We start from the raw sequence: 22800 nt of genomic DNA, 5'->3' as shown, positions 1-22800 counted from the left end.
GGCCTCACTGGCCGTTGATGATGAGCTTTCGAGGCACGTAGCTGGCAGTGCTCCAAGGCCCTGCAGGCGCTGCCTGCGGGACCGCTGCAGGGGCCGGCTTCGATACCACTGGCGCGGTCGGAGCGACCGCTTGAACGGCTACCGGAGTCGAAGGGATTGCGCCGGGCTTTGTCACGTCGCGGGTGACGAACCGCGCATCGAGCCAGTCGGCCCACTTGACAGCCCTGCGCATCAAGTCGGCGCGATAGACCACGTTGAATTGGGGGGTGCGCGAGTGGTAGTTAGCCGCCCGCGTCCACAAGTCGCCCTTGTCCTTGCGGATGTGTTGCCGCAGCCGCCAGGCCGCCAGGTCAAACGAGTAGCAGCCAGCCGCTGCTACGTCGTTTGCCGTAATGCCGTACTTCGCCAGGTCGCCCAGGTACAGGGTGTTGAACTGCATCGGGCCCACGTCATGCGTGCCGTTCGTGTTCTTCACCCACTGGCCCGGCTTGCCGCCTTCTTTCTCCGCGACCGCAAGAACGATGTTCGCCGGCACTTCGTATTTGACGGCGGCCGAAATCGAGCAGATGACGCGCTCTTGAAGCTGGGGCGGGAGATCGATGAAAGGCATGGTTCAGGCTCCCTTAGTTGCCACCGCCGCCCCAACTGGCCCGGCGGCGCTCTTCGTCTTCGGCCTTGATGCGGGCGTTGTATTCGGCCAGGGCGCGGTCATAGTCCCGCGCCTCGACCCAATACCCTCCCCGCTCAGGAATCCCCACATAGCGCGGCACCGTGCCCGAGAAGTCCGTGTAGGCGTGCGTCGTGTAGGCGGTGCAGTAGCTGGGCATCTGGTTGCTGACGTACACCATGCCATCGTCGGAACCCGTCCACGAACGCAGCACGGCATTCAGCGAAGCGGCATCACACCGGCCGGCACCATTGGCCTGCGCATTGACCAGGGCCGACATTTGCGGCGTCTGATTGGCGACGGGGCAGAGGTTCAGGAAGTTGACGCGGCCCCGGATCGTGTCCGACAGCTTGCGGTACGAAATGCTGAAATAGCGGCGCAGCGAAGGCGTGCATTCGCTGGGCTGGGTGCCAGTGGCAAGGCACAAGATCGCTTCGCAGGCCAGGCGGGTATCGCCCGTGAGGATTTCCTGCGCGCTGGCAGTGGCTGGAATCGCACCGAAGGCGGCCACCGCAAGAGCGGCCGAGGCGATGAGGTTTTTGCGTTGCATGGTTGATGCTCCTTTGCAGTTACGAGGTTTTGGAATTGCGATTCATGAAGTCGGCCACTTCGGGCGCGACGGGGGTTTCTGCCTGGCCCTTGCCTGCAGACAGTTCGTTGTCGTTGAAGGCCGTCGCGGCCGTCGAGGCCTGCGCGGCGCTGCTGGGTGCCGGTGCGGGAGTGGACAGGTCTGCCGGCGCTGCCGCGTCCTGCGCCCTGATCGCGGCTGCGATCTTTCCGCCCGTGGTTTCGCTGATGCGATCAAGAGCCGACTCGCGCATGCTCGCGGCCTTGGCTTTCGCCACGTCCCAGGAGCCTTGCGCCAGGTTGCCCGCAGTGCCCGCAGCAATAGCCGCCGCACGGCCCAACATGCTGCCGGTGGAGCGTTGTTCGCCAGGTGCCAGGCCAGTGCCCTGCCCCCCTCCCTTGGCGTCAGAACCTGCGGCCTTGCCGCCTGCGTCGGCCTTCCCTTCGGCACCAGGTGCCGCGCCACCGCCCGAGTCCTTGCCCTCGCCTGCCGGCGCGCTGCTCTTGCCGCCCGAGCTGCCGCCTTCGGAGGCACCACCACCGAAGCCACCGCCCGAGCCACTTGAGCCACTTGAGCCGCCGCCCGAGCTGCTGCCCGAGCTGCTGCCGGTGTCCATGCCCGCGAAGACGCTGCCACCGCCAGAGCTGCCGCCGCCAGGGCCTGCAGCGGCCATAGCGACGCCGCCCATCGTGTCGCCCATGCCACCACCGCCGCCGCCCTCGCTGGATGCCGCAGACGCTTTGCTGTAGGCCGCCATGAGGGCTTGCGCGCCACCGGCCGCGCTGGCCGCGCCGGCTGCAATCGCCGCGCCGCCCGTGGCGATGGCCGCGCCGGCCACCGCCGCCGCACCCATCGCTGCGCCGGCACCAAAGCCACCGCCGAGGGCGTGCGTTCCGCCGCCCATCGCCAAGCCGCCAACCATCGCCGGCAGCTTGTTGACCAGGGCCAGCAGCACGACCGCGACGATCATCATCACGCCTAATTCCTTGAGGCTGATGCCGGCGCTCATGGCGTTGTAATACTGATCGACAAACGACTTGCCGATGCCGACGAGCAGAACCATCGTGAAGAGCTGCGCGGCGATGTTCAGGACGGTCTTGTAGTAGTTGATCGCCATGTCCGAAGTCCACCGCGATCCACCGAAGCCGAGAAAGAAAACGCCGGCATAGGCCAATATCCAGCCGCTCACCAGGAGCAGCAACATATTCACGCCGATCAACGCCAGGATGATGAGGATCGCCGCGCTGATGAGGATGCCGGCCGCGCTATCGACAGGCGACCACACCGAAGACTGATCGAGCACCTTAAAGAAAATGTCGAAACCAATATCAACGATCCCGGAGGGCGTCAGCGTCGAGCCGGTGCCGCTTGCACTGCCTGCGATGGTGCGCAGCGAACTCATGATGTCGGTGGCGAAATTCGGCCCGTTCGTGAGCAGCCACCAGAAGAAGCCGGTGAAGATGGTGAAGCGGATGAACTCCGCATAGAACTCGCCAATATCGGCCTTGCGCAAGGCCATGAAGCCAAACGTCCACACCATCGAAATCACTGCGAGCGTCCAAAACAACCAGGTGGCCCGGGCCGTGATGAAGCCGGCCCAACCACTGGCGGCGGCCGAATAGCGGTTGAGGACGTTATCTAAGACGCCGGCATTGTCGATAGCCGCTTGCGCCTCAATGGAAAAGAACGCCAGCCACAGCAAAACAAACAGCAGGCCGGCGTTCTTGAATACGGCTGGCATTCTCATAGTCACAACCTCACCATTCTTTCTTTTCGCTGGGTTTGAAACCGCCACCACGGCGCAGGCACAGCGACGAAAACGCTTGCTGCGCGCCCTTGTCTTCGATCTTGGCAACGCTCGCGGGCTTGCAGTTCTCATCGTTGACTTCGGGCATGGCTTGCTTGGCCGGTTGTTCTGCAGGCTTTTCGCCGCAGCCGGCGACCAAGGCCGCCACGAGGGCGGCCAGGGCCAAGGTAAGAACCTTGTTGGTCTTCATCGAGCAGCCCTTACCAAGTGCGCGCAGGGCTAGCGCGGTACTCGCCCTTGCGCAAGTTTTCGGCAGCAGCGGCCTCTTGCGCCTCTTTGTCTGCAATCACCTGGTTGCGCGTGGCGACCGCGTTCTGTTGCGCGATCAACAGGCCGCGAATCTGCAGGAGCTGGTTTGCCTGGTTGCTGGCGAGCTGGTTTGCAAAGCCGATGGCCTGCATCTGGCCGGTGGCTCCCTGCGCGGAAGATTGCAGGCGTTGCAATTGGCGCGCATCGGATTCCATTGCGTCCTGCTGCTTGTCCAAGCCTTTGAACAGCGCATCGTTGGCTTTCTTCTGAGCTTCCGAATTCAGCTTGTTGGAAGCCTGTTTCATGGCGTCGAATTCAGCCTTCGTGCAACCGATGTTGAAGCATGGGGACGAGCGGTAATAGGACACGTCCTGGAACTTCGACAGGTAGCCGTCGAGGCTGCCCGCCTGGTTCTTGTAGTAGTTCAACGTGTCGATGGCCCCGCGAAGCTGGTTCATCGTGGACGTGGCCTGATCCCAGATATACGCGGCCGGTGCGACCGTGTTCTGAATCATGTTTTCGTACTGCTGGAGCTGGGTGCGGTACTGCTCAATTTGCTTGAGCGTCTGCGCAACGTTCTCCACCGCCGACATGACGGTTTGCGTCAGGTTCGCACCGTCGATAACCGGGATGCCGGCCTGCGCGGGGGTCATCACGCCAGGGGCAGTAAGTGCAAAAACCAAAGCGACTTTAGCCGCTAAAACTTTCTTAGTGAGCATCTTCATTTCGCTTTCTCCTTTGGGTTAGTAGTCGAACGCCTGGTACGGCTTGGAAAACGTCATGTCCTTTGTGACGATGACGTTAAAACGGTAGCCCGGACGAATTTCGAGGGTCGGGGCAATGTTCATGTTTTTGGAAATCAACTGAGCGGTGACAAGGCCGAGCTGCTGGCCCAACGCTTCGCTAAGTGCGCCGCTGGCCGTCTGCCGATTGCCGTTGTTCTGCTGATCCTGGTTCTGGCTCATGGTGATACCCGCCGTCACGCCAGACATGAGGAATGCCGATGCGAACAGCCGGAAATAGTGGTTGTTCACCTGGTCATTGAAGCCCGCATAACCGGCGCTGTCCGCACCAGGCATCGAACCAATATCCATTGCCTTGCCGTCCGGGAAGACGATGCGTTGCCAGGCAATCAGCACGCGGGATTGGCCGTATGCCACATCACTGGAGTACCGACCCACAAGGCGCGAGCCTTGAGGAATCAGCTTCCATTTGCCGGTGGGCGTGTCGAACACGTCCTGGCTCACCTGGGCCATGATCTGACCGGGCAAATCGGAGTTGATGCCTGAAATCAGCGTGGCGGGCACGACGAAACCGGCGCGCAGCTCATACGGCGAGCGTGGCGCTTCGGGCTTGGAATCGAGCTTCCAGCGGTCTTCCTGCCCGGAGTTGGCGAACTGCGAATAGTCCTTGCTCCCCGACGAGCTGGAGCCGGCCGTTTGCAGGAGCCTAGGAGCCGCCGAAACGCCTCCCCCGGCCATGCCCCCTACCCCACCGGCTTGAAGCTGCTGCATGCGCGCTCTGTAGGCCGCCGTGGGGTCGTCGCGGGTCTGCGCGTCGATCTGCTGGCGCACGGCCGCCAGTCGGGCTAACGCTTCCTCGCGGGTGGCCGGCGCTGCGCCATCCGTCAGGCCGCCAGGCGTCGATCCCGAGCTGCGCGGAGCGATGCCCCGCACGCCCGTCTTTGCCTTGATGGCCTCTTCGAGCTGCTGCATCTTCGCCATGCGGACGCGCTGCATTTCGTCGTTGTTGACACGGTCATCCAGGCTTGCGCTGGTCGGTGGCGTCGGCGGCGCGTCCAGGTTGTCCGGGCGGGCAACGTCGATGGCCTGGCCTTGCGGCTGCGAGAGGTCGGGCACCGTGGGCGGTGCTGGCCGCTCGGCCTGAATGATCCCGTCCTTCTGGTTGCCGGCAATCTCGTTGGCGAACATGCTGGTGTTGCCAGCCTTTTCGTCCTTCGCACCGGCCGGCCGGTTCTGCTGGGCTGCGCGATCCGCAGCCACCAACACCATGACCAGCAGGAACACGCCCATCAGGCCGCCGATGATGTAGACCGGCAGATTGTTGACGCGGCGAACGCCGGTCTTCTTTGTCACTTCCCCAGGGGAAGCGTCAGGCGACATTTGGTCTTCGCTCATGTGCGTTACTCCTTCCGAACCCACGCGCCGGCCGGGTACAGAGTGCCGTTCTGTGCAGCCGAGTAAGCGCGGGTCAATGACTGGTTGCCCACCAGCAGGGTCACGCGGTACAGGTTCGATTCAGCTTGATCGAGGATGTACCGCAGCGGTTTGCCGGCGGTCGCCGTGGCGTCCGTGGCCGCCGATGCGGCCGAGGCCGGCGCGGCTGGTTTGAACTCCAAGAGGGCGTAGCCCTTGGCGCGCAGCGACTCGACCAGCGAAGAGCCGAAGGCATCCGGCGTGGCGTGCTGCAGATCGAACCGCGTGCTTGCGGGCGGGTACACGGCAACGAGCTGCTTCGCGGCGTCATCAGCCATCGTTTGATTGAAGGCTGCAGGCGCGCTTTGCGTGAAGTTGCCGTAGGTGGATGGCGCAGTGGTGGCGCAGCCGGCCAGGCCGACCACGAGCAGCGCGAGGAAAGCGGTCTTGCGCATGGTTATTTCCCCCTGGTGATGGTCACGCGGTCTTGGCTGCTGCCGACGCCGGCAATCAGCACGGCCTTGTCGAAAACCGTGTCCACGATGTAGCGGTCACCCTGCACGCGGTAATTGACCATCACGGTTTCTTCATCCGTGAAAACGCCGCCATCCTTGCGAACGACCAGGAGCGTCGGCGCTTCCGTCTGCTGCATCGTGCTGGGCATCTGGATGATGGTTTTGGTCCCATCGTTGTAGACGCGCACGGGCTTCCAGGCGGCCGATCCCGACACGTCATAGGCAAAGTTCAGATCGCCCAGGTACTCGCCGGTTTGCGGGATCGTGCGCGACTGCTTTTCCTTCACTTCGCGGGTCTTGATGGCGTCCCACTTCGCCATTGCGTCTTCCGTGTAGGTGAACGCCACACGGGGCATGAACTCCGTGCGATGCGAGCGCAGCCGCAGGTGATACGTGCGCCGGTTCGTGGTGACGATCAGCGACGTTTCCAGGCCCACGTCCATCGGCTTGATGATGAGGTGCTGCACTTCGGCCGGGCCGCTGCCCGTGATGGCCGGCTCGACCGTCCACCGGGCGGTGTCGCCCAGGTGGATCGAGTTGACCTGTTCACCGGGCTGCAGCTCCACATCGCAGACCTGCAGCACTGCGCACACGATGCTGGGCTGCTGCGCACCGAACAGGAAGCGGATCGAGCCATCGGCGCCGGCCACCGGCTTGATGCCCGTCGCGCTGTTGTCGCGCCACTTCTGAGCGATGGCGACGGCCGCTTTTTCCTGCGGCGTCAGCGTCGGGTTGTCTTTGGAGAAATAGAGGTCGGCCAGGTTCTTGTCAGCCGGGCCGGCCGGCCCTGCAGCGAGTGCGAATGCGGGCGCAGCGCCCAGGACCAAAGCGAGAAGATACTTGTTCATGAGTGTTGCCCCTTAAAGCTGTTTCGACCAAGAGAAGTCACGGACGTAGATGCCAAGCGGGTTGTTGCGCACTTGCTCTTCCGTGGTGTTTGGAGTGGTGGCGACGGTGTAGACCGTGACCAAGGCCCGCATGCGGACCGGCAGGCCCTTCACGACGCCCTGCCGGTCGCGTGTCGTCTCCATCCAGTCCACTTGCCAGGTGTCGGGTGTCTGCGGGATCACCGAGAGAATTTCGGTGCTGACCGTTTCCTTCGCGGCGCGCTTGAACGGGCTGCTGTCCTCGCTGCCGTTCAACCATTCATTGGTCTTGGCCGTGGCCGGATCGTTGGCCGAAAGCATCGAGTAGAGCCGGAACACGGCCTTGCGCTGCAAGGCCACGTCAGGCGTCACCAAGCGGGCATCGCTGACGAACGAGGCCACCGAGGCGTGCACCACGCGCTGATCGACTGCAGCGGCTCGCTGTGCCGGCGCGACGGCCACCGCCTGGCCGAGCTTGTCTACCTCGACCACGTAGGGCACGAACTTCGATTGACTGCCGATGTGGATCAACCCGCCCACGGCGGCCAGGACGATCAACAACGACAGAATGCCGACAACCTGCCAGGTCTGGCGCGACGAGACGACCGCGCCAACGTGTTCATTCCAGGTGCGGCGTGCCGCCAGGTACGGGTTTTCGACCTCGCCCCTGCGTCGGCCACCTTCCATCACCGAATCCGGTGCGCGCCGGGGATCAGCCGGCTGTGCGGGCTTCTTGAAAATCAAGCCCTTGATCGTGTCTGCAAAGCTCATGCTGCCACCCCATAGTCAGAAAGTTTCAAATTGCGGCCGGCGAGCCATTCATGCACCCAGGCATCGCCGAACTTGGCTTCGAGGCTCTTGATAGCCGCCACGGATTCCTTGTCGGACGCGCCGACGAACGCCAGGGCCAGCGGGCCTAGAGCCAGGTCGTAGAGTCGCCGGCCGTTCTCGGAAACGTAGTAGTACTGCCGCTTCGGAATGGCCGTAGCCAGAATCTCAATCTGGCGAGCGTTGAGGCCCATGCGGCGATAGAGCGCCGCCGTGTCCTCATCGCGGGCGTACACGTTGGGCAGAAAAATCTTGGTTGCGGTCGATTCCACGATCACGTCCAAGATGCCCGAGTTCGCCGCGTCGGAAAGGCTCTGCGTTGCCATGAGCACCAGGCAGTTCGCCTTGCGCAGCACCTTGAGCCATTCCCGAATCTTGGCGCGGAACGCCGGGTGTCCCAGCATCAGCCAGGCTTCGTCCAGGATGATGACGGCCGGCTGGCCTTTCAGGCTGCGCTCGATGCGGCGGAACAGGTAGAGCAGCGTCGGCAGGGCGTATTTCTCGCCCAGGTTCATCAGCTCTTCGATTTCAAAAACGGTGAAGTCGGTGAGCGACAAACCATCTTCTTCGGCATCGAGCAGATGGCCCATGTTGCCGTCCACCGTGTACTGCCGGATCGCCTCGCGGATCGCTTCATCCTGGATCGTCACGCTGAATTCGGACAGCGTGCGCGCTCCGCTGGCGTGCATGCTCATGATCGCGTTCCCGATCTCATTGCGTTGCGCCGGGGTGGTTTCCACGTTGTTCAGCGCAAGGATCGTGTCGATCCACTCCATCGCCCAAGCCCGATCACTCTTCGACTCCAGGAACTGCAGAGGGCAGAAGGCCAGCTTGTCGTCATCGGCCGCCACGGTGAAGTGCTTGCCGCCCGTGGCCTTGGCCAAGGGGTACATGGACATGCCTTTGTCGAAGGCGTAGATCGACATGCCTTGATAGCGACGGAGCTGCGCCGCGATCAACGCAAGGTGCGTTGACTTGCCGGCACCCGTGGGACCGAACATGAAGGTGTGGCCCAGGTCGCGCACATGCAGGTTGAGACGGAACGGCGTGGCACCGTGCGTCACGCAATGCATGAGTGCCGGCGACAGCGGCGGATACATCGGGCAAGGCGCTTTGTTGAGGCCCGTCCAGATCGTGCTTGTCGGCAGCAGATCGGCCAGGTTCATCGTGTTGATGAGCGGGCGGCGAACGTTCTCCACGCCGTGGCCCGGAAGGCTTCCCAGGTAGGCGTCCAGCGTGTTGATTGTCTCGATCCGCGCAGCGAAGCCCAGGCGGTTGATGGCCTTTTCTACCTGGCGTGCAGAGGTTTCCAGCTTTTCGCGGTCTTCGTCCATCAGGACGACGACGCTGGTGTAGTAACCCACCGCGACCAGGCCGCTATTGACCTCGGCAATCGCAGACTCGGCATCGTTCACCATGGACATGGCGTCCTGGTCCACCGAGCCGGTATTGGTGTTGAACACCTGGTCGAAGAAGCCACGGATTTTTTGCTTCCACTTCTTGCGGAACTTGTCCAGGTGCTTCACGGCCTCGTGCGAGTCCATGAAGATGAAGCGGCTCGACCAGCGGTATTCGACGGGCAGCTCGCCCAGGGCGGTCAAGACTCCCGGTGTTGACTCCAGAGGAAAGCCCTCAATGGCGACGACCTGGACGAACTTGCGGCCGATCTTGGGCACCACGCCGCCGAACAGCTCCTGGCCGCCGATCACGGCATCCAGGTACATCGGGTTGCTGGGCAGCAGCACAGGGTGATCCATGCCCGTGATGCAGAACTGCAGCCACCGCAGCAGATCGTCATGCGTGACCGTGGAGCCGTCTTCGTTCACCACCTTGTTGCCACGCAGGCGCTGCAGCTTGACGGCCGACGACAGGCGCGATTCGATGCTGGTGCATTCGCGCTTGAAGTAGTCGATCAAGCCTTGCGTGCGGGCCTTGTTGCCGGGGGTCTTCGCTTCGTCATCGAACATCAGTTCAACGAACTTGCTTTGCGCCAGAAGCGGCGGAAAGTAGGTCATCGTGACGATGAAATAGCCCTCGTACATCGTGCCCAGGCCCTCGAAGAGTCGGCGGCGCTCTTCGTCCATGGCGGCCGACACCGGATCAGGGAAATGCGACAGGCCCGTTTCGGTGTAGTTGGGTGCCGGCCGGCGCACGGCATCGACGTGGAGCATCCAGCCGTTACCCAGGCCCGCGAGCGCCTGATTGATGCGGAACGACACCATTTCCCGCTGTTCATCGGTGCTGCTTGCGTTGTCGTCGCCCTTGTAGAGCCAAGAGGCGATGAACGACCCGTTCTTACCCACGATCACGCCGTCATCGACCATGGCGGCGTAGTTGAGTAGATCGGCCAGGCCGGCGTCCTTGGAACGATGCTTTTTGAGCTTCAATTCCGCATCGACGGCTCGGATGCGAGCGAACAGGATGAGCAGCAGCAAGGCACCGAGCGCCGCGATGCCAATTGCGATTGCTTCGATCATTTGTATTGCTTCCCTTGGCTATTCGGGTTCAGTCGGAAAGGCGTGCTGCGCGCTGGGTAGTACCCCTTGTACTTACGGTGACGCAGGTACACGAAGCGCAGCTTGGGATCGGACTTCGCCATGAGCCGGCACGCGAAGAGCGCACCGAACCACAGCAGAAGCCCGATCACCGTTGCCCTCAGTTCTTGGGCGCTGAAAATCAGCGCGAAGGCCAGAAGACCCGAAAACATCACCAGTTCACGATCCCCACCCATGAACAGGTTGTCTCGGTTCCCGGCGCGACGAATGGGGATCGTGCGGAGGGCCATCGTTAGACCGTGCGGACGCTGTTGGTCAGAACCGATGCGGCCTTGAGCTGGTGCATCACGGCATCGCCCAGCGCAGCAATCTCAGCGCCACGGCCGAAGAAGGTGCTCATCACGTTCTGCGCGCCGACCAGGAGGGCCATCACCAGGACGAGGAAAATCAGCGTGCGGAAGAAGCCATTCAGGTCGCCGCCGAAGATCAGCACGCCGCCAGCGATCACGATGCCGATGATCGACAGCGCGAAGGCCACGGGGCCGGTGACGGAATTGCGCAGGTTCGTCAACCAGCTTTCATAGGGCAGCGAGCCGCCCGTGCCTTCCGAGGCAAAGGCATGCTGTGGAGACAGCAGGAAAAGCACCATCAGCAGCGCCGCGCCGATGTAGAACATCGTCGTGCGGTTGATGGCGAAGGGACGGAGAAGAGACGCTTGCATTGGAAATACTCCTAGAGGGTTTTGGTGATGTAGCGGCCGTCCACGTACCCGGAAACCTCAAGGATTTCTTGGATGCGGCGACCGCCTTCAGGGGTGCGGGCGATATGAACAACGACATGAACCACCTCGCCTATCAGCGGTTCAATTTCGGCCGGTGCCGACTCATTACGGGTAATGAGCGACCTCAGACGAGCCAGGCCAGCGGCTGCGTTGTTGGCGTGGAGCGTTGCCGCCCCACCCTCGTGCCCGGTGTTCCAGGCATCGAGCAAATCCAACGCTTCCGCCCCACGCACTTCCCCGACCAGAATCCGGTCAGGGCGCATGCGCAGAGTCGCTTTCAGAAGCGCCGTCATCGGCACTTCCAGGGACGTGTGGTACTGAACGAAGTTTTCAGCGGCGCATTGAATTTCGCCGGTGTCTTCGATGATGAAAACGCGCTCCATGGGATCGCAAATCACCATCTCATTGATGATCGCGTTCACGAGCGTGGTCTTGCCCGAGCCAGTGCCGCCAATCACCAGGATGTTCCGGTGGTTCTTGACGGCGGCTTTCAGGGCCTCGTACTGGCCCTGCGTCATGGTGCCGGCCTCGACGTATTGCTCCAGCGTGAAGATGGCCACGGCCTTCTTGCGGATTGCAAACGTGGGCGCAGGCACAACCGGGGGGAGCTGGCCCGCGAAGCGCGAGCCATCAAGCGGCAACTCCCCTTCCAGGATGGGCTTGCCGCGTGTGACTTCCTTGCCGTGGTAGCCGGCAATGGTTTTGATGATCGCTTCGGACTGCGCCACGCGCAGCGACCCGATGCACTTCATCTTTTCGCCAAGCCGTTCCTGCCACAGCTTGCCGTCCGCGTTGAGCATGATTTCGACCGTGCGCGGGTCATTCAATGCACCCAAGAGCAGCGGCCCCATGTCGCGTTCCAATTTCTTCTTGGCCCGCTCTTTGAGCGTTGAGAAGTCTTCTGTGTCTGCCATGTCCGTCCTGTTCCATTTCGTTTCGTCGTATTCTACACGGACAAACGATATACCGAACAGGAAAGCAAGGCAAGCCAAAGCCTTCAACGAACTGTTACCCCTGTTGACAAATGGGGCGCCCGGTTGAAGGCTGCAGGGTGAAAGGAGGCGCTGGCTGGCGAGTTACGCGGCTGGCTGGCGGCTGGATTGCTACCCAGCGAAGCGGCAATCCCCGTGAATGGGGGGCTTTAGCCGCTAAAAATTTCCCTCTGGCGTCAGGACTTTTTGCCTTTACTTTTGGCTATTTGCTTCCTGTTCGCCTCATCCCATTGCCGCACTGTGAATGCCTGGTACTCGTTGAGGATCGCCGCTATGCGTGCGAACCCGTCCGGGAGACTCTTTGGGGCCTTGCCCCCGGACAAGGCGTCCAGCGTTGCCTTGTCCAAGTCAGTCATTTCCAAAAGGGTCGGCAATGGGACGCTCAAGGCGTCCGCAATGGAACCCATGATCTTGAGGGAAGGATTGGCCTTCCCGTTGGTCAAGTCGGACAGGAATGATATGGACATTCCTGCCTTCTCGGCGAGGTCATGCTTCGTCATCCCTTGCTCTTCGAGCAGGCGTAAGACGTTCGTAAAGAATATCTGGTTGTACACGGTCGGCTATGCCTTGCGATCCGCAGCTCAAAATTTTAGCCGCTAAAGTTCTTGACGGGGAGACCGTGTTTAGCTAAACTTCGAGTTCTCTAGCGCAAGAAAATCAATGCATGAGCCTAAACAGGTTCCAATTTATCGGTAATTTTACCCGCGATGAAGGGGCGAGCGATACATCAAGCTGCAGAGCCGATGTGATCCCCTCCCCTGGCGTCCAATCGGCTGTTTTGATACCGATGCGTCGAGCGACGGCAGGAGTTACGCCGCCGAATCACCCGCCGTTGGCATTTGCCGTGGCGTAATTTCCATTCGGAGGAACCTCAATGTCCGCACCCGCCCCAGCGCCGAAACGAAAAACCGCCGTCGAGAAGACCGCCGACAAGGTGAGCGAAGTCAAGCAGGCCGCTTTGCTCAAGCACACGAAAGAGCAGATCAAGGCAATGCAGCTTTCGCTGTTCGACCTCGCGCCCTGGGGCGACGACATGCGGGCGATGCCGAACGACCTGGCGCGTGCTGCGCTCTTCACGACCAGGAACAAGAAGACCCCGCGTGAGGTGCGGCAGCAACACGTAATTTTTCACGTCAATAAGGACGTGCTCATCACCTATACCGGGATCGAGCTGCGGGCCGATGACGACGAGCTGGTTTGGCAGCAGGTTCTTGAATACGCGAAGCGCTCGCCGGTCGGTACGCCCGTTTCCTTCACGTTCTACGAGCTTTGCACGGACCTGGGCTGGCCGATCAACGGCCGGTACTACGACAAGGCCGAAGAGTGCCTGACTCGCCTGCAGGCGACCGCCATGCAGTTCAGTTCGGGCCGGATCGGCCGGCTTGAATCGGTGTCCCTGATCCATCGCTTCCGCGTGCTGGATCGCGGCAAGAAAACGTCGCGCTGCCAGGTCGAAATCGACGAGGAAATGGTAGTGCTTTTTGCCGGCGATCACTACTCGAAATTCGTGTGGGAAAAGTACCGCGAGCTGTCCCCTACTGCCCGGCGCATGTTCGATTACTTCGTCTCTCACAAGGAACCCTTCCCCTTGAAACTGGAGACGTTCAGGCTGATGTGCGGGTCCGATTCGGCCAGGCTCAAGAAGTGGCGCGAGCAGACCGGCCAGGCGTGCGAAGAGTTGAGCCAGAGCGGGCTTATCAAGCTGTCATGGGTGCAGGGTGACTCGATCTACTGCCAGCGGTAGACCAGGTGGACATGCGACAGAGAACGGGGGCCTAGGCTCCCGTTTTTCATTGACAGATGAGGGGCGCAGCGGCGGCATGCAGACACTTGAGGGGCCAAGCCGGGGTCTCCTCGTTTTCAGTGCAATAAGTGACGGTACGCAAAGCTAGCACTGGCGCGGGGGTGGTCTGGGTAGACCGTTGATTTCATTGACTTTCCTGTTCGCTTTGTAAACGGGTATGGTGGCCTCCCACTTTTGAGGTTCACGATGCAGGGTTGGCACACAACGTTTTTGGGGATGCGTGGGCTCCCCCGCGATATCAGCGACTTCGAGATGAAGGCATTTTTCACCTTCGATGGTGCCGAGCGCGACGCAATCAATGCACGCCGAGGTGATTCCCACAAGCTTGGTCTGGCGCTCCATATTGGTTTCCTGCGCATGAGTGGGCGTTTGCTCGGTGCCTTTCGGGTAATTCCAGTAGCCTTGTGGCGCCACCTTGGCAACGAGCTTGGCATTGCAGCACCAGAAGTCGCCTCGCTGAGAGCCATGTATGAACGCGGGCGCACGCTATTCGATCACCAACAAGTAGCCTGCACGGTCCTTGGATTCCAGTGGATGAGCGAGCACCAGCGCCGCTCACTGGTACGTGAACTGCGCGACGAAGTGGCGCGCTGCGCCGACCGCGATCAGCTACTCGTGCGGGCGCGTCAATGGCTGTACAAGAACAAGCTGGTGATCGTGCACGAGCGGGCAATTCGGACACTGATTGCGGCGGCACTTGCCCAGCTTGAAGTTGAAACAGGCACCGCCATCGCCGCCAGCGTTGATCCAGCAACACTTGATCGCTGGCGAGCCTCAGTTTCAGAGCTGCGCCCAGATGGACAAACCCAGCAGAGTTGGCTATGGGCTGCACCGGCGAAACACTCAACCCGCCAAATCAGCGAGGTACTGGAGCGCATCGACCTGCTTTACACGCTGGACGTTCATAAGCACCTGGCAGACATCCCCGATCTCATCTTGCGCCGCTACGCGCGCCGACTTGTCTCCAGGCCGCCCTCAGCCGGAGCCAAGATCAAAGAGCCAGCGCGCACCGTGGAGGTCGCATGCTTTCTTCGGTATTGCCTGTTCACCACCACAGACCAGTTGATCCTTATGGTGCAGCGCCGGATCGCCGATCTGTGGCGTCAGGCTGCCGCCGATGTCCCCGCTACCGTCAATTGGGCCGCAATGTACAAAACGCTGCTCGGCGAACTTGTTGCCTTGAGCGCGCAAGGTGCGGTGCCAGATGCTGAGTTGCGTGCCCGTCTTGAAGCCTTGATCACCGAAACCCAGAAACGCAAACCACCGAGCAGGGCCTCCCTGGTCCGCGAGGGATTGATTGATGGAATTCGCCCCGTGCGGTCGTTGCTCGTCGCCATTGCAAAGCTGCCCTGGCAGGCCACCGGCGAGCATCCTGCCATCGAGTACCTTGCCAAGCTGCAAGCTTTATATCTCAAAGGATCCAGAAAGCTGCCAGTTGAAGTGGTGGCACCAAGTCTGGGAATGATCTGGCAGGTTTCGATCTCCAGCCCAGACCGGGAACGGGCGTTTCAGGCGTTGGAGGTGGCCACCCTGTTTGCCCTGCGCCGCGCGGTGCGCAATGGCTCGGTCTGGATTGAGCACAGCCTGAGCTTTCGGGGTCGTGCGCGCTTGTTCTTCACGGACGAGCGTTGGCAGGCAGAGTCCAAGAAACACTATGCCCGTCTATCGTTACCCAGCAAGGCTGCCACTTTCTTGAAGCCTTTGCTGGCCAGAGTAACTGCCGGTGTCGATGCGGTGGCCGCTGCAGCCCGCAGTGGCGTACTGCGCGTGGATGATGAACTCCATTTGTCGCCATTGCCCGCAGAGGACGAAGACCCAGAAGTGACCAAGCTGCGCGCGGCTTTGGATCACCGCATCGGTGAGGTTCAATTGCCGGAAGTGATTCTGGCCGTTGACGCCCAGGTGCGCTTTAGCTGGATCATGCTCGGACGTGAGCCGCGCTCTACCGACGAGCTGCTGATGGTCTATGCCGGCATCATGGCCCACGGCACCAGTCTGACTGCGGTCGAATGCGCGCGCATGATTCCGCAATTGTCTGCCACCAGCATTCGCCAGGCCATGCGCTGGGCGCGGGACGAACGGCGTCTGAGCCAGGCCTGCCAGGCTGTGCTGGAATTCATGCGACTGATCTGGACACCTGGGAAACCATCATCCACCTGGCGCGGACCCAGAATCTGGGCTCGAAGGTGAGGTTTTCCGCGCACTCGATGCTCACGATGCTGGGACGGCACCACGGTCGAGAGCAGCATGAGCAACTCAAGGAAGACATCTCGCGTTTGACCGGCGCCGTGGTCGAAATCACGATCAAGGAAGAGGGTCAGGCGTTTGGCGGAACGATGGTGCAAAGCTACTACCGGGACGAGGCCGAGCAGGCTTACGTGATCGAGGTTTCACCGCAGTTGCTCAAGCTCTATCAAGCAGGCAACACCTACATCGACTGGGAGGAACGCCAGCAGCTGGGGAACGCGAACCTAGCGAAGTGGCTGCATGGCTTCTACAGCAGCCATGCTGTGCAGCTGCCCTACAAGGTAGCCACTATCCGGGATCTGTGCGGTGCCAAGGCAACGCAACGGTTAGGAGACTTCCGGAAGCTGCTGCGTACTGCTCTGGATCTGCTGGTGGCCAAGGAAACGTCGATCACCGGCTGGGTCATCGACGAGAACGACTGTGTGGTTGTGACGCGCCGGCCCACGCAAAGTCAACGGCGGCATTTGGAACGCTGAGGCACGGCATTCCGCTCCCGGTCTGCTGGTCTTGAACCGTCTGCAGCCAAGGGAGAGACCGGCCTTGTGTGGGAAAGGCATCCGCTGAGGCACGGCATTCCGCTCCCGGTCTGAAGGAGGTTTTGAGGAGAAATGGGCCTGTATCTGGCCAAAATCCACTCCTTCTAGCTGTGCAAGACACGGCATTCCGCTCCCTGTGGATAACGGCACGGCATTCCGCTCCCGGTGGCACGGCACTCTGCTCCCGCAGGCACGGCATTCCGCTCCCGCGGACACGGCATTCCGCTCCCGCGGACACGGCATTCCGCTCCCGGTGGCACGGCATTCCGCTCCCGATGCCCTCCCGGAAAATTCAGAAAATCTCAATGGCGACAATAGGTTACGGATGGTGCCCGAAAACACTAATCTTCTCTTAATCTTTTTTGAATCTGTGTTGCGCCATGGCCTTCAACAGTCCCCCCAAGGGGGGAAAAGCAAAGCGCTTCGCGCCGACCCCCAACTCGGCTCGCTGCGCGAGTCCTGCGCGCTACGCTTGCCAGGGCTTCGCCCTCGACGCAAGGTCTCACCCAAAACCGTTTGGCAAGAAAGGGGCGGGGTTGGCCATCGAACCACCATCCGGCCCTCCAGAACGGCCCAGGCTGCGTTTTTTCGCCTGGGTTGAGGGGTTGGGCCTGGTTTCCCTTAGGACGCCTCCAGGGCCCTATCCTGAAACACCGTAGAACTGCGCGTGAGAGAGCTCGGCATTCGTTTCTTCGGGCGCCATCGGGTCGACTTCCGACTAAACCGGTATCTGCCCGAATAGGTCAGCTGCGAAGGCCAGCAGCGGGGCGATGTCGCCCCGATCGGCCGCCCGTAGGTCTTCCAGGTGCTATTGGCGGGCGGCGCCTGGCTTGTCGGGATCCAGCGGCGTCTGGCCCGCTGTGTAGACGAACCATCACCACAGCGAGCGGGCCGCTGAGTCGAGGTATTTCTCCATCGCCGCTTGATCGTACCCGTAGCTCTCGATGGGCGACGGACCGTGGCGATGGCGGCAGACGGCGACACGGTTTTGATTGTTGAATCTAATTCGACAGTGCATCCCGAAAAGCGGCATTCCGTTACAAGTAGGCCCGCTTAATAATTCAGCACACACACAGGTCTAAAAGACCAGGAGACATATGACTTTACAAAACACCCCGCCCCCGCCGGGCAGGCGTAGCCGTGCTTTGGTACTGGCAAGCCTGACCGCCCTGAGCACCCTAGCCTGGGCTTCTCAGGCCCACGCCGTCTACCCCGACCACACGATCACTATCGTCGTTCCCTTCACTCCAGCTGGTACTACCGACATCCTGGCGCGTATCGTCGGCACCCATCTCGGACAGCGCCTCGGGCAGAGCGTGGTGGTCGACAACCGGGCCGGCGCCGGCGGCAACCTCGGTGCCCAACTCGTGGCGAAGGCCGCGCCCGACGGGTACACGCTGGTGATGGCCACCGTCGGCACCCACGCGATCAACCAGGCGCTTTACAAAAACATCGGTTTCGACCCGGTGGCGGACTTTTCGCCCATCGGCCGGGTGGCGATGGTGCCCAATGTGCTAGTTGTGAACAGTCAGTCGCGCATTACCAACGTGCAGGACCTGATCGCTGCGGGCAAGGCCCGCCCAGGCGCGCTGAGCTTTGCCTCGGCGGGCAATGGAACCTCCATTCACCTGTCGGGCGAGCTCTTCAAGTCGATGACGAAAACCGACATGCTCCACGTGCCTTTCAAGGGAAGCGCACCCGGCGTGACGGCGCTGCTCGGCCAGCAGGTGGACATGATGTTCGACAACCTTCCTTCCTCTGCCGCGCAAATCAAGGCCGGGAAGCTCCGTGCTATTGCTGTTACCTCGGCCCAGCGCGCCCCTTCGCTGCCGGACGTGCCCACCATCGCGGAGTCCGGCGTGCCGGGCTATGAGGCAACTTCTTGGTTCGGCCTGCTGGCCCCAGCCGGCACGCCGCCCGCCGTCGTCAAAAAGCTAAACGAATCGCTCATAGCTGTACTTGCTCTGCCCGAGGTGAAAAAGTTGTTCAGCGAACAGGGCGCACAGCCCCACCCCGAGTCACCCACCCAATTTGCGGAATTCATCCAGTCCGAGGCCACGAAGTGGGCCAAGACGGTGAAGGAATCACGCGCCACGGTCGACTGAGTTCAAGCGCACCCCATGCCTATAACGGAGACAACATGAAAATGACCAAATCAGCAACACGGCGGCGCCTGCCGCTCCGAGCTTCGGCCGCCTCGCTCAGCGCAGTGGCGATGGTGATCGCTGCCTGTGGTGGTAGCAGCGGCGGCAGCGGCGGCAGCAGCGGCGGCAGCACTCCGCCCTCGACGGAGGTGCGCCTGCAAAGCCTGTCCTCGCCCGAGAAGATGACCAGCGGTGATGACACGCTAGTGCAGGTGGCAATGGCCGACGACAGCCCGGTCACCGGCGTCAGCATTCGCCTCAACGGTACGGACGTGACAGCCAAGTTTCAGAAGGCGAGCAAGGGCAACGCATCACTCGGCTTGCTCACCGGCCTTAATCGCGGAGACAACCTGGTCGAGGTCAACGATGCCGGCGGCGAAGGCAAGCTGCGCGCGAGCCTCAAGCTTACCGCCTACCCGGTCCAAGGGCCTATCCTCTATGCACCGCAAGAGCCCAGCTTTCACTGCCAGACCGACACCTTCAACATCTATCCCGGCGGTCCGACGCTCACGTCGGGGCCCAATAACGACCCGAATTGCGCCGCGCCCACACGCGTCGACTGGGTTTACCACGACGCCACCAAGGCCGGCACGGCTGTTTGGCAGCCGTACGACCCGGCCAAGCCGCCCGCCAACGTTGAACTGACAACGCTGCAGGACGGCACCAAGGTACCCTACATCGTGCGACTGGAAACCGGCGTCATCAACCGCGGCATCTACCAGCTCGCGGTACTGGGCGATCCGGTCAAGAACCCTAACCCGACGCCGCTTAACCCGCCGGCCGGGTTCAACGGAAAGCTGGTCTACCCGTTCGGCCAGAGCTGCGGCTCGGGCTGGTACGTCCAAGGCCGCGTGATGGGTCCGGTGGGCGGCTCGGCCGCGTCGTCAAACGGCACAGCGGGCGACAACAATGCATTGAACGACCTGCCACTGAGCCAGGGCTTCGCGGTGGCGAATTCCACGCTTAACTACTTTGGCCAGAACTGCAACCACATCATCTCGGCCGAGACCATGATGATGGTGAAGGAGCGCTTCATCAAAGCCAACGGTCCGGTGCTCTACACCATGGGCTGGGGTAACTCCGGCTCCGCGATGCAGCAGAGCATGATCGCCGACACCTACCCAGGCCTGCTTGATGGCATCGTGCTGCTCAATGGCTTCCCGGATAACACTAGTCCCGCAAGCGTGGAAGGCCGCCTGTTTTACAACTATCAGCTCAACCATACCAAGACTGGCACGACCCAGAACGCTACCTACGCCCCGGTGCCCAACACGGCCTATGACCCATCCTATGACAACGCCACGGCGGCAGCGCGCTTGTCCGACCCCACGCTGGTGACATGGACCAACTCCGAACTCGCTGCGGCCTCGGGCTATTCGACGTATCACAGCATTCGCCAGCAGGCGAGCTTCTGGGCCGGTAGAACGGACTCCGTGCTGCGCCCCATCAATGCGGGCGACCGGGACAACGTGACCGCCGGGACGGGTAACTCGTCGGTGTTCAGCGCGGTGATTGGCACCAACGAAAAATACAGCCCCGCCAACGTGGTCGCGTCGGCCCCGATGGGCAAGCTGCCGGCGCCACCGGTGAGCGCGCTGCCGGCCAATCCCAACGGCCTGCGGCCGAACGTGTCGGACCACAACAAGAACACGTTGGGTGTCGAGCCCACCGGTTTCGGGCGCTCCTACACGGCCAACGTTGGTCTGCAATACGGCCTGAATTCGCTCAATACCGGCCAGATCACAATGGCTCAGTTCATCGATCTCAATAAGAAAATCGGTGGTCAGGACATTGACGGCAATATGAGCACGGAGCGCATGCAACCCGACCTGGAAGGGCTGAAGAATGCTTACCAGACTGGCATGATCATGTACGGTGGGGCTGGCCTTGCGCAGACGGCAGTGCTGAACCTCGACAATCTGAACAACGAGTTCTCTGGCGCGGGTGACCTGCACTTAAAGTTCTTCCATTACATGATCCGCGCCCGCATTGCGGCGGCCACCGGCTCGTTCGACAACCACGTCATGTGGAACGGTGTGGCTAACATACCGGCATTCAAGCAAGACCCCAATGCGAACCACGCGACCCCGGTGCAAGCGCCCCGCCCGGCTATGACCGGCCGTCAGCTGGTGGGACAACAGAAGGCCTTCGCGGCAATGGACCAATGGCTGACTTCGCTGGCTAACGACAAGTCGTCCACTCCGCTGAAAACCAAGGTGGTGAAGAGCAAACCGACTACGCTGGTTGACGGCTGCTTCGGTGCCACCACTGCCGGTGCCGCTGACGATTTCATCGCCGAACCGCAGGTCTTCGGCGGCTTCAATACCGTGTTCATTAAGGGCAACGGCAGCAAGTCACCAGCGGGCACGGTGGGCGTGAGTGCCACGCCGTCGCGTTGCAATGCGATGGCACCGGCCTCGTCTTATCCACGCTTCGATGCGGGCGAGCCGATGACCGGACGGACGATGCAGTGCCAGCTTAAGCCTGTGAACGCAGAGGACTATGACGGCTATGCGGCGGCCAATCCGGGCTGGGTCGGCGTGCAGCGCACGGCCGACCTGGCAGCACTGAGCGCGGTGTTCCCGACCGGCGTCTGCGACTTCACCAAGCCAGGCATGCAGGAACAGCCGCTGGCCGGAACTTGGATACAGATCACCGGACTGAATCAGCGCAAGATCGGACATCCGCTGACGGTCGCTCCGTAACTGCCGCGGAGCGCGGCGCCAGGCGAGCGGCATCGAAGCGCTCGCCGAACGCCGCCATATCCTCACGCACCCGGACCTTCAAGAACTCGATCAGAGCCCCACTGGCCGCGGTGCGGTAGCGGTCCGGCATGGCCAGCAGCATGACCTTGCGCCCGAATATGCCGAAACGGTATTCAGGCATCAGGCCAACCAGGCGGCCCCCACCAAGATCGGACTCCACTTGGTAGAAGGGCAGAATGCCAATGCCCAGTCCTGCGATCACCGCGTGCTTCAAGAATTGGAAATTCTCCGAACGCAGGCCGGGATTGACCGTGATGATGGTCCGCTGGGAGCAGCGCGTCGCTGAAACGGTGAGCTTGCCTCCCACCGCAGCCGCGCAGATTATTTCCAGCGACGGTAGCTGGTCTAGCCGGGTCGGGGTGCCGACCCGTTTTAGGTAGTCGGGCGCCGCGCACATTACCCAGTTCACATTGCCAAGGTCTAGCGCATGCAGTGACTCCGGCGGTGAGGACAGAATGCGGATCGCCACGTCCACCTCGTCGGCCAGCAGGTCCAGCACACGGTTCTCAAAAAGCACCTCCAGCTCGACCTGCGGAAAGGCGCGCTTGAAGTCCATCAGCATGCTGCTGATCAGCGCATCGCCTAGCCCCGTGGGCAAACTCAGGCGGACCGCGCCGCTCGGCGAGTTGCCGGCCGTCGAGGCCTTGGCCCGCACCTGCGCGAGCTCGCCCACGATGATGCGGCCATGTTCGTAAAGGCGTCGGCCAATCTCCGTAGGTTCCAGGCGCCGAGTGGTGCGGCGCAGCAACTGCACACCCAATGCGGCTTCTAGGGTCTTTAGCCGATGGCTCACCGCCGACCGGCTCAAGTTGTTGCGCAAGGCTGCAGAACTCAGACTTCCGGTATCAATGATTTCGACCAACAGGGCAATAGCATTCAGATCGAAGTTTGTCACAGTGGTTTTCTGGAATGGATCTGTTAAGACAGCGTTGATGATCGGCGTGGGCAAGCCCCCGGCGGGCGTTGACAACAGTGGGGGCTTCATGCCACTGGGGATCGTTATTGTTCACTGTGGGGTCTCCTCGTTTTCAGTGCAATAAGTGACGGTACGCAAAGCTAGCACTGGCGCGGGGGTGGTCTGGGTAGACCGTTGATTTCATTGACTTTCCTGTTCGCTTTGTAAACGGGTATGGTGGCCTCCCACTTTTGAGGTTCACGATGCAGGGTTGGCACACAACGTTTTTGGGGATGCGTGGGCTCCCCCGCGATATCAGCGACTTCGAGATGAAGGCATTTTTCACCTTCGATGGTGCCGAGCGCGACGCAATCAATGCACGCCGAGGTGATTCCCACAAGCTTGGTCTGGCGCTCCATATTGGTTTCCTGCGCATGAGTGGGCGTTTGCTCGGTGCCTTTCGGGTAATTCCAGTAGCCTTGTGG

The 22800-nt window shown here is 61.5% G+C and carries 20 protein-coding genes and 1 pseudogene; 6 read left to right on the top strand and 15 right to left on the bottom strand.

Annotated elements, in window-relative coordinates; translation table 11 throughout:
* Positions 1-4 precede the first annotated feature (4 nt).
* The 14 genes from A9977_RS22190 to A9977_RS22125 form a co-directional block, all read right to left on the bottom strand.
* Positions 5-610, bottom strand: a complete 606-nt coding sequence (locus A9977_RS22190) for a transglycosylase SLT domain-containing protein (RefSeq protein WP_183027048.1) — start codon at positions 608-610, stop codon at positions 5-7.
* A 13-nt stretch (positions 611-623) separates the two neighbouring features.
* A complete protein-coding gene (locus tag A9977_RS22185) occupies positions 624-1217 on the bottom strand; it encodes a TrbM/KikA/MpfK family conjugal transfer protein (RefSeq protein ID WP_015063527.1) in 594 nt (197 codons plus the stop codon).
* Between the two features lie 19 nt (positions 1218-1236).
* A complete protein-coding gene (trbL, locus tag A9977_RS22180; RefSeq protein ID WP_183027047.1) occupies positions 1237-2982 on the bottom strand; it encodes a P-type conjugative transfer protein TrbL in 1746 nt (581 codons plus the stop codon).
* A gap of 10 nt (positions 2983-2992) precedes the next feature.
* Positions 2993-3232 carry an entry exclusion lipoprotein TrbK gene (gene trbK, locus A9977_RS22175; protein ID WP_031944010.1) on the bottom strand — a complete coding sequence of 80 codons (240 nt, stop codon included), beginning with the start codon at positions 3230-3232 and terminating at the stop codon, positions 2993-2995.
* Between the two features lie 10 nt (positions 3233-3242).
* The gene (trbJ, locus tag A9977_RS22170) at positions 3243-4010 is read right to left on the bottom strand and encodes a P-type conjugative transfer protein TrbJ (protein WP_075116803.1); all 768 of its coding nucleotides are present in this window, start codon (positions 4008-4010) and stop codon (positions 3243-3245) included.
* Between the two features lie 24 nt (positions 4011-4034).
* Positions 4035-5429 (bottom strand): TrbI/VirB10 family protein, encoded by a 1395-nt coding sequence (locus tag A9977_RS22165; RefSeq protein WP_031944009.1) that lies wholly within the window; start codon positions 5427-5429, stop codon positions 4035-4037.
* A 5-nt stretch (positions 5430-5434) separates the two neighbouring features.
* Entirely contained in the window at positions 5435-5902 is a 468-nt protein-coding gene (locus tag A9977_RS22160) for a TrbH Mating pair formation protein (RefSeq protein ID WP_015063523.1), read from the bottom strand.
* 2 nt (positions 5903-5904) lie between these two features.
* Positions 5905-6810, bottom strand: coding sequence for a P-type conjugative transfer protein TrbG (gene trbG / locus A9977_RS22155; RefSeq protein WP_015063522.1), 906 nt, complete (start codon positions 6808-6810; stop codon positions 5905-5907).
* Positions 6811-6822: 12 nt separating this feature from the next.
* The gene (locus A9977_RS22150) at positions 6823-7599 is read right to left on the bottom strand and encodes a conjugal transfer protein TrbF (protein ID WP_015063521.1); all 777 of its coding nucleotides are present in this window, start codon (positions 7597-7599) and stop codon (positions 6823-6825) included.
* The gene (locus tag A9977_RS22145) at positions 7596-10133 is read right to left on the bottom strand and encodes a VirB4 family type IV secretion/conjugal transfer ATPase (RefSeq protein ID WP_015063520.1); all 2538 of its coding nucleotides are present in this window, start codon (positions 10131-10133) and stop codon (positions 7596-7598) included. Before A9977_RS22145 ends, A9977_RS22150 begins: the two co-directional genes overlap by 4 nt.
* Positions 10130-10441, bottom strand: a complete 312-nt coding sequence (locus tag A9977_RS22140) for a conjugal transfer protein TrbD (protein WP_011171720.1) — start codon at positions 10439-10441, stop codon at positions 10130-10132. Before A9977_RS22140 ends, A9977_RS22145 begins: the two co-directional genes overlap by 4 nt.
* A 2-nt stretch (positions 10442-10443) precedes the next feature.
* A complete protein-coding gene (trbC, locus tag A9977_RS22135; protein WP_011171719.1) occupies positions 10444-10872 on the bottom strand; it encodes an IncP-type conjugal transfer pilin TrbC in 429 nt (142 codons plus the stop codon).
* 11 nt (positions 10873-10883) lie between these two features.
* Entirely contained in the window at positions 10884-11846 is a 963-nt protein-coding gene (gene trbB / locus A9977_RS22130; protein ID WP_011171718.1) for a P-type conjugative transfer ATPase TrbB, read from the bottom strand.
* A gap of 254 nt (positions 11847-12100) precedes the next feature.
* The gene (locus A9977_RS22125) at positions 12101-12478 is read right to left on the bottom strand and encodes a transcriptional regulator (protein WP_031944007.1); all 378 of its coding nucleotides are present in this window, start codon (positions 12476-12478) and stop codon (positions 12101-12103) included.
* 320 nt (positions 12479-12798) lie between these two features.
* Here A9977_RS22125 and trfA (A9977_RS22120) point away from each other — a divergent pair, with 320 nt between their 5' ends.
* The 5 genes and pseudogenes from trfA (A9977_RS22120) (at position 12799) to A9977_RS22100 (ending at position 21360) form a co-directional block, all read left to right on the top strand.
* The gene (trfA, locus tag A9977_RS22120; RefSeq protein WP_031944006.1) at positions 12799-13668 is read left to right on the top strand and encodes a plasmid replication initiator TrfA; all 870 of its coding nucleotides are present in this window, start codon (positions 12799-12801) and stop codon (positions 13666-13668) included.
* Positions 13669-13914: 246 nt separating this feature from the next.
* Positions 13915-15852: pseudogene (locus tag A9977_RS22115) on the top strand (Tn3-like element IS1071 family transposase); the annotation flags it as partial.
* Complete coding sequence (gene trfA / locus A9977_RS22110) at positions 15738-16451, top strand: plasmid replication initiator TrfA (protein ID WP_183027046.1); 714 nt, start codon at positions 15738-15740, stop codon at positions 16449-16451. The pseudogene A9977_RS22115 and the gene trfA (A9977_RS22110), both read left to right, overlap by 115 nt.
* Before the next feature lie 1157 nt (positions 16452-17608).
* Positions 17609-18616 carry a tripartite tricarboxylate transporter substrate binding protein gene (locus A9977_RS22105; RefSeq protein ID WP_183027045.1) on the top strand — a complete coding sequence of 336 codons (1008 nt, stop codon included), beginning with the start codon at positions 17609-17611 and terminating at the stop codon, positions 18614-18616.
* A 35-nt stretch (positions 18617-18651) separates the two neighbouring features.
* Entirely contained in the window at positions 18652-21360 is a 2709-nt protein-coding gene (locus A9977_RS22100; protein WP_183027044.1) for a DUF6351 family protein, read from the top strand.
* Here the strand turns inward: A9977_RS22100 and A9977_RS22095 are convergent.
* Positions 21308-22405 (bottom strand): LysR family transcriptional regulator, encoded by a 1098-nt coding sequence (locus A9977_RS22095; protein WP_183027043.1) that lies wholly within the window; start codon positions 22403-22405, stop codon positions 21308-21310. The two genes, A9977_RS22100 and A9977_RS22095, sit on opposite strands and share 53 nt — an antisense overlap.
* Positions 22406-22578: 173 nt before the next feature.
* Between A9977_RS22095 and A9977_RS34775 the strand changes: the two genes are divergently transcribed.
* On the top strand, positions 22579-22800 hold a 222-nt coding region (locus A9977_RS34775; RefSeq protein ID WP_183027042.1), incomplete at its 3' end, for a DUF4158 domain-containing protein.

The organism is Variovorax sp. UMC13, from assembly GCF_014170375.1.
In the GTDB taxonomy this organism is placed as follows: Bacteria; Pseudomonadota; Gammaproteobacteria; order Burkholderiales; family Burkholderiaceae_C; genus Variovorax.
Note: the sequence above shows the minus strand (reverse complement) of the source record. Positions and strands in the feature narration are given on the sequence as shown.

Coding starts and splice junctions, on each gene's coding strand:
- A9977_RS22190 (WP_183027048.1), bottom strand. CDS start 610: ATGCCTTTCATCGATCTCCCGCCCCAGCTTCAAGAGCGCGTCATCTGC.
- trbK (WP_031944010.1), bottom strand. CDS start 3,232: ATGAAGACCAACAAGGTTCTTACCTTGGCCCTGGCCGCCCTCGTGGCG.
- A9977_RS22160 (WP_015063523.1), bottom strand. CDS start 5,902: ATGCGCAAGACCGCTTTCCTCGCGCTGCTCGTGGTCGGCCTGGCCGGC.
- trbL (WP_183027047.1), bottom strand. CDS start 2,982: ATGAGAATGCCAGCCGTATTCAAGAACGCCGGCCTGCTGTTTGTTTTG.
- trbC (WP_011171719.1), bottom strand. CDS start 10,872: ATGCAAGCGTCTCTTCTCCGTCCCTTCGCCATCAACCGCACGACGATG.
- A9977_RS22145 (WP_015063520.1), bottom strand. CDS start 10,133: ATGATCGAAGCAATCGCAATTGGCATCGCGGCGCTCGGTGCCTTGCTG.
- trbB (WP_011171718.1), bottom strand. CDS start 11,846: ATGGCAGACACAGAAGACTTCTCAACGCTCAAAGAGCGGGCCAAGAAG.
- A9977_RS22185 (WP_015063527.1), bottom strand. CDS start 1,217: ATGCAACGCAAAAACCTCATCGCCTCGGCCGCTCTTGCGGTGGCCGCC.
- trbJ (WP_075116803.1), bottom strand. CDS start 4,010: ATGCTCACTAAGAAAGTTTTAGCGGCTAAAGTCGCTTTGGTTTTTGCA.
- A9977_RS22100 (WP_183027044.1), top strand. CDS start 18,652: ATGAAAATGACCAAATCAGCAACACGGCGGCGCCTGCCGCTCCGAGCT.
- A9977_RS22105 (WP_183027045.1), top strand. CDS start 17,609: ATGACTTTACAAAACACCCCGCCCCCGCCGGGCAGGCGTAGCCGTGCT.
- trfA (WP_183027046.1), top strand. CDS start 15,738: ATGCGCGCGCATGATTCCGCAATTGTCTGCCACCAGCATTCGCCAGGC.
- A9977_RS22165 (WP_031944009.1), bottom strand. CDS start 5,429: ATGAGCGAAGACCAAATGTCGCCTGACGCTTCCCCTGGGGAAGTGACA.
- A9977_RS22140 (WP_011171720.1), bottom strand. CDS start 10,441: ATGGCCCTCCGCACGATCCCCATTCGTCGCGCCGGGAACCGAGACAAC.
- A9977_RS22150 (WP_015063521.1), bottom strand. CDS start 7,599: ATGAGCTTTGCAGACACGATCAAGGGCTTGATTTTCAAGAAGCCCGCA.
- trbG (WP_015063522.1), bottom strand. CDS start 6,810: ATGAACAAGTATCTTCTCGCTTTGGTCCTGGGCGCTGCGCCCGCATTC.
- A9977_RS22095 (WP_183027043.1), bottom strand. CDS start 22,405: ATGAAGCCCCCACTGTTGTCAACGCCCGCCGGGGGCTTGCCCACGCCG.
- trfA (WP_031944006.1), top strand. CDS start 12,799: ATGTCCGCACCCGCCCCAGCGCCGAAACGAAAAACCGCCGTCGAGAAG.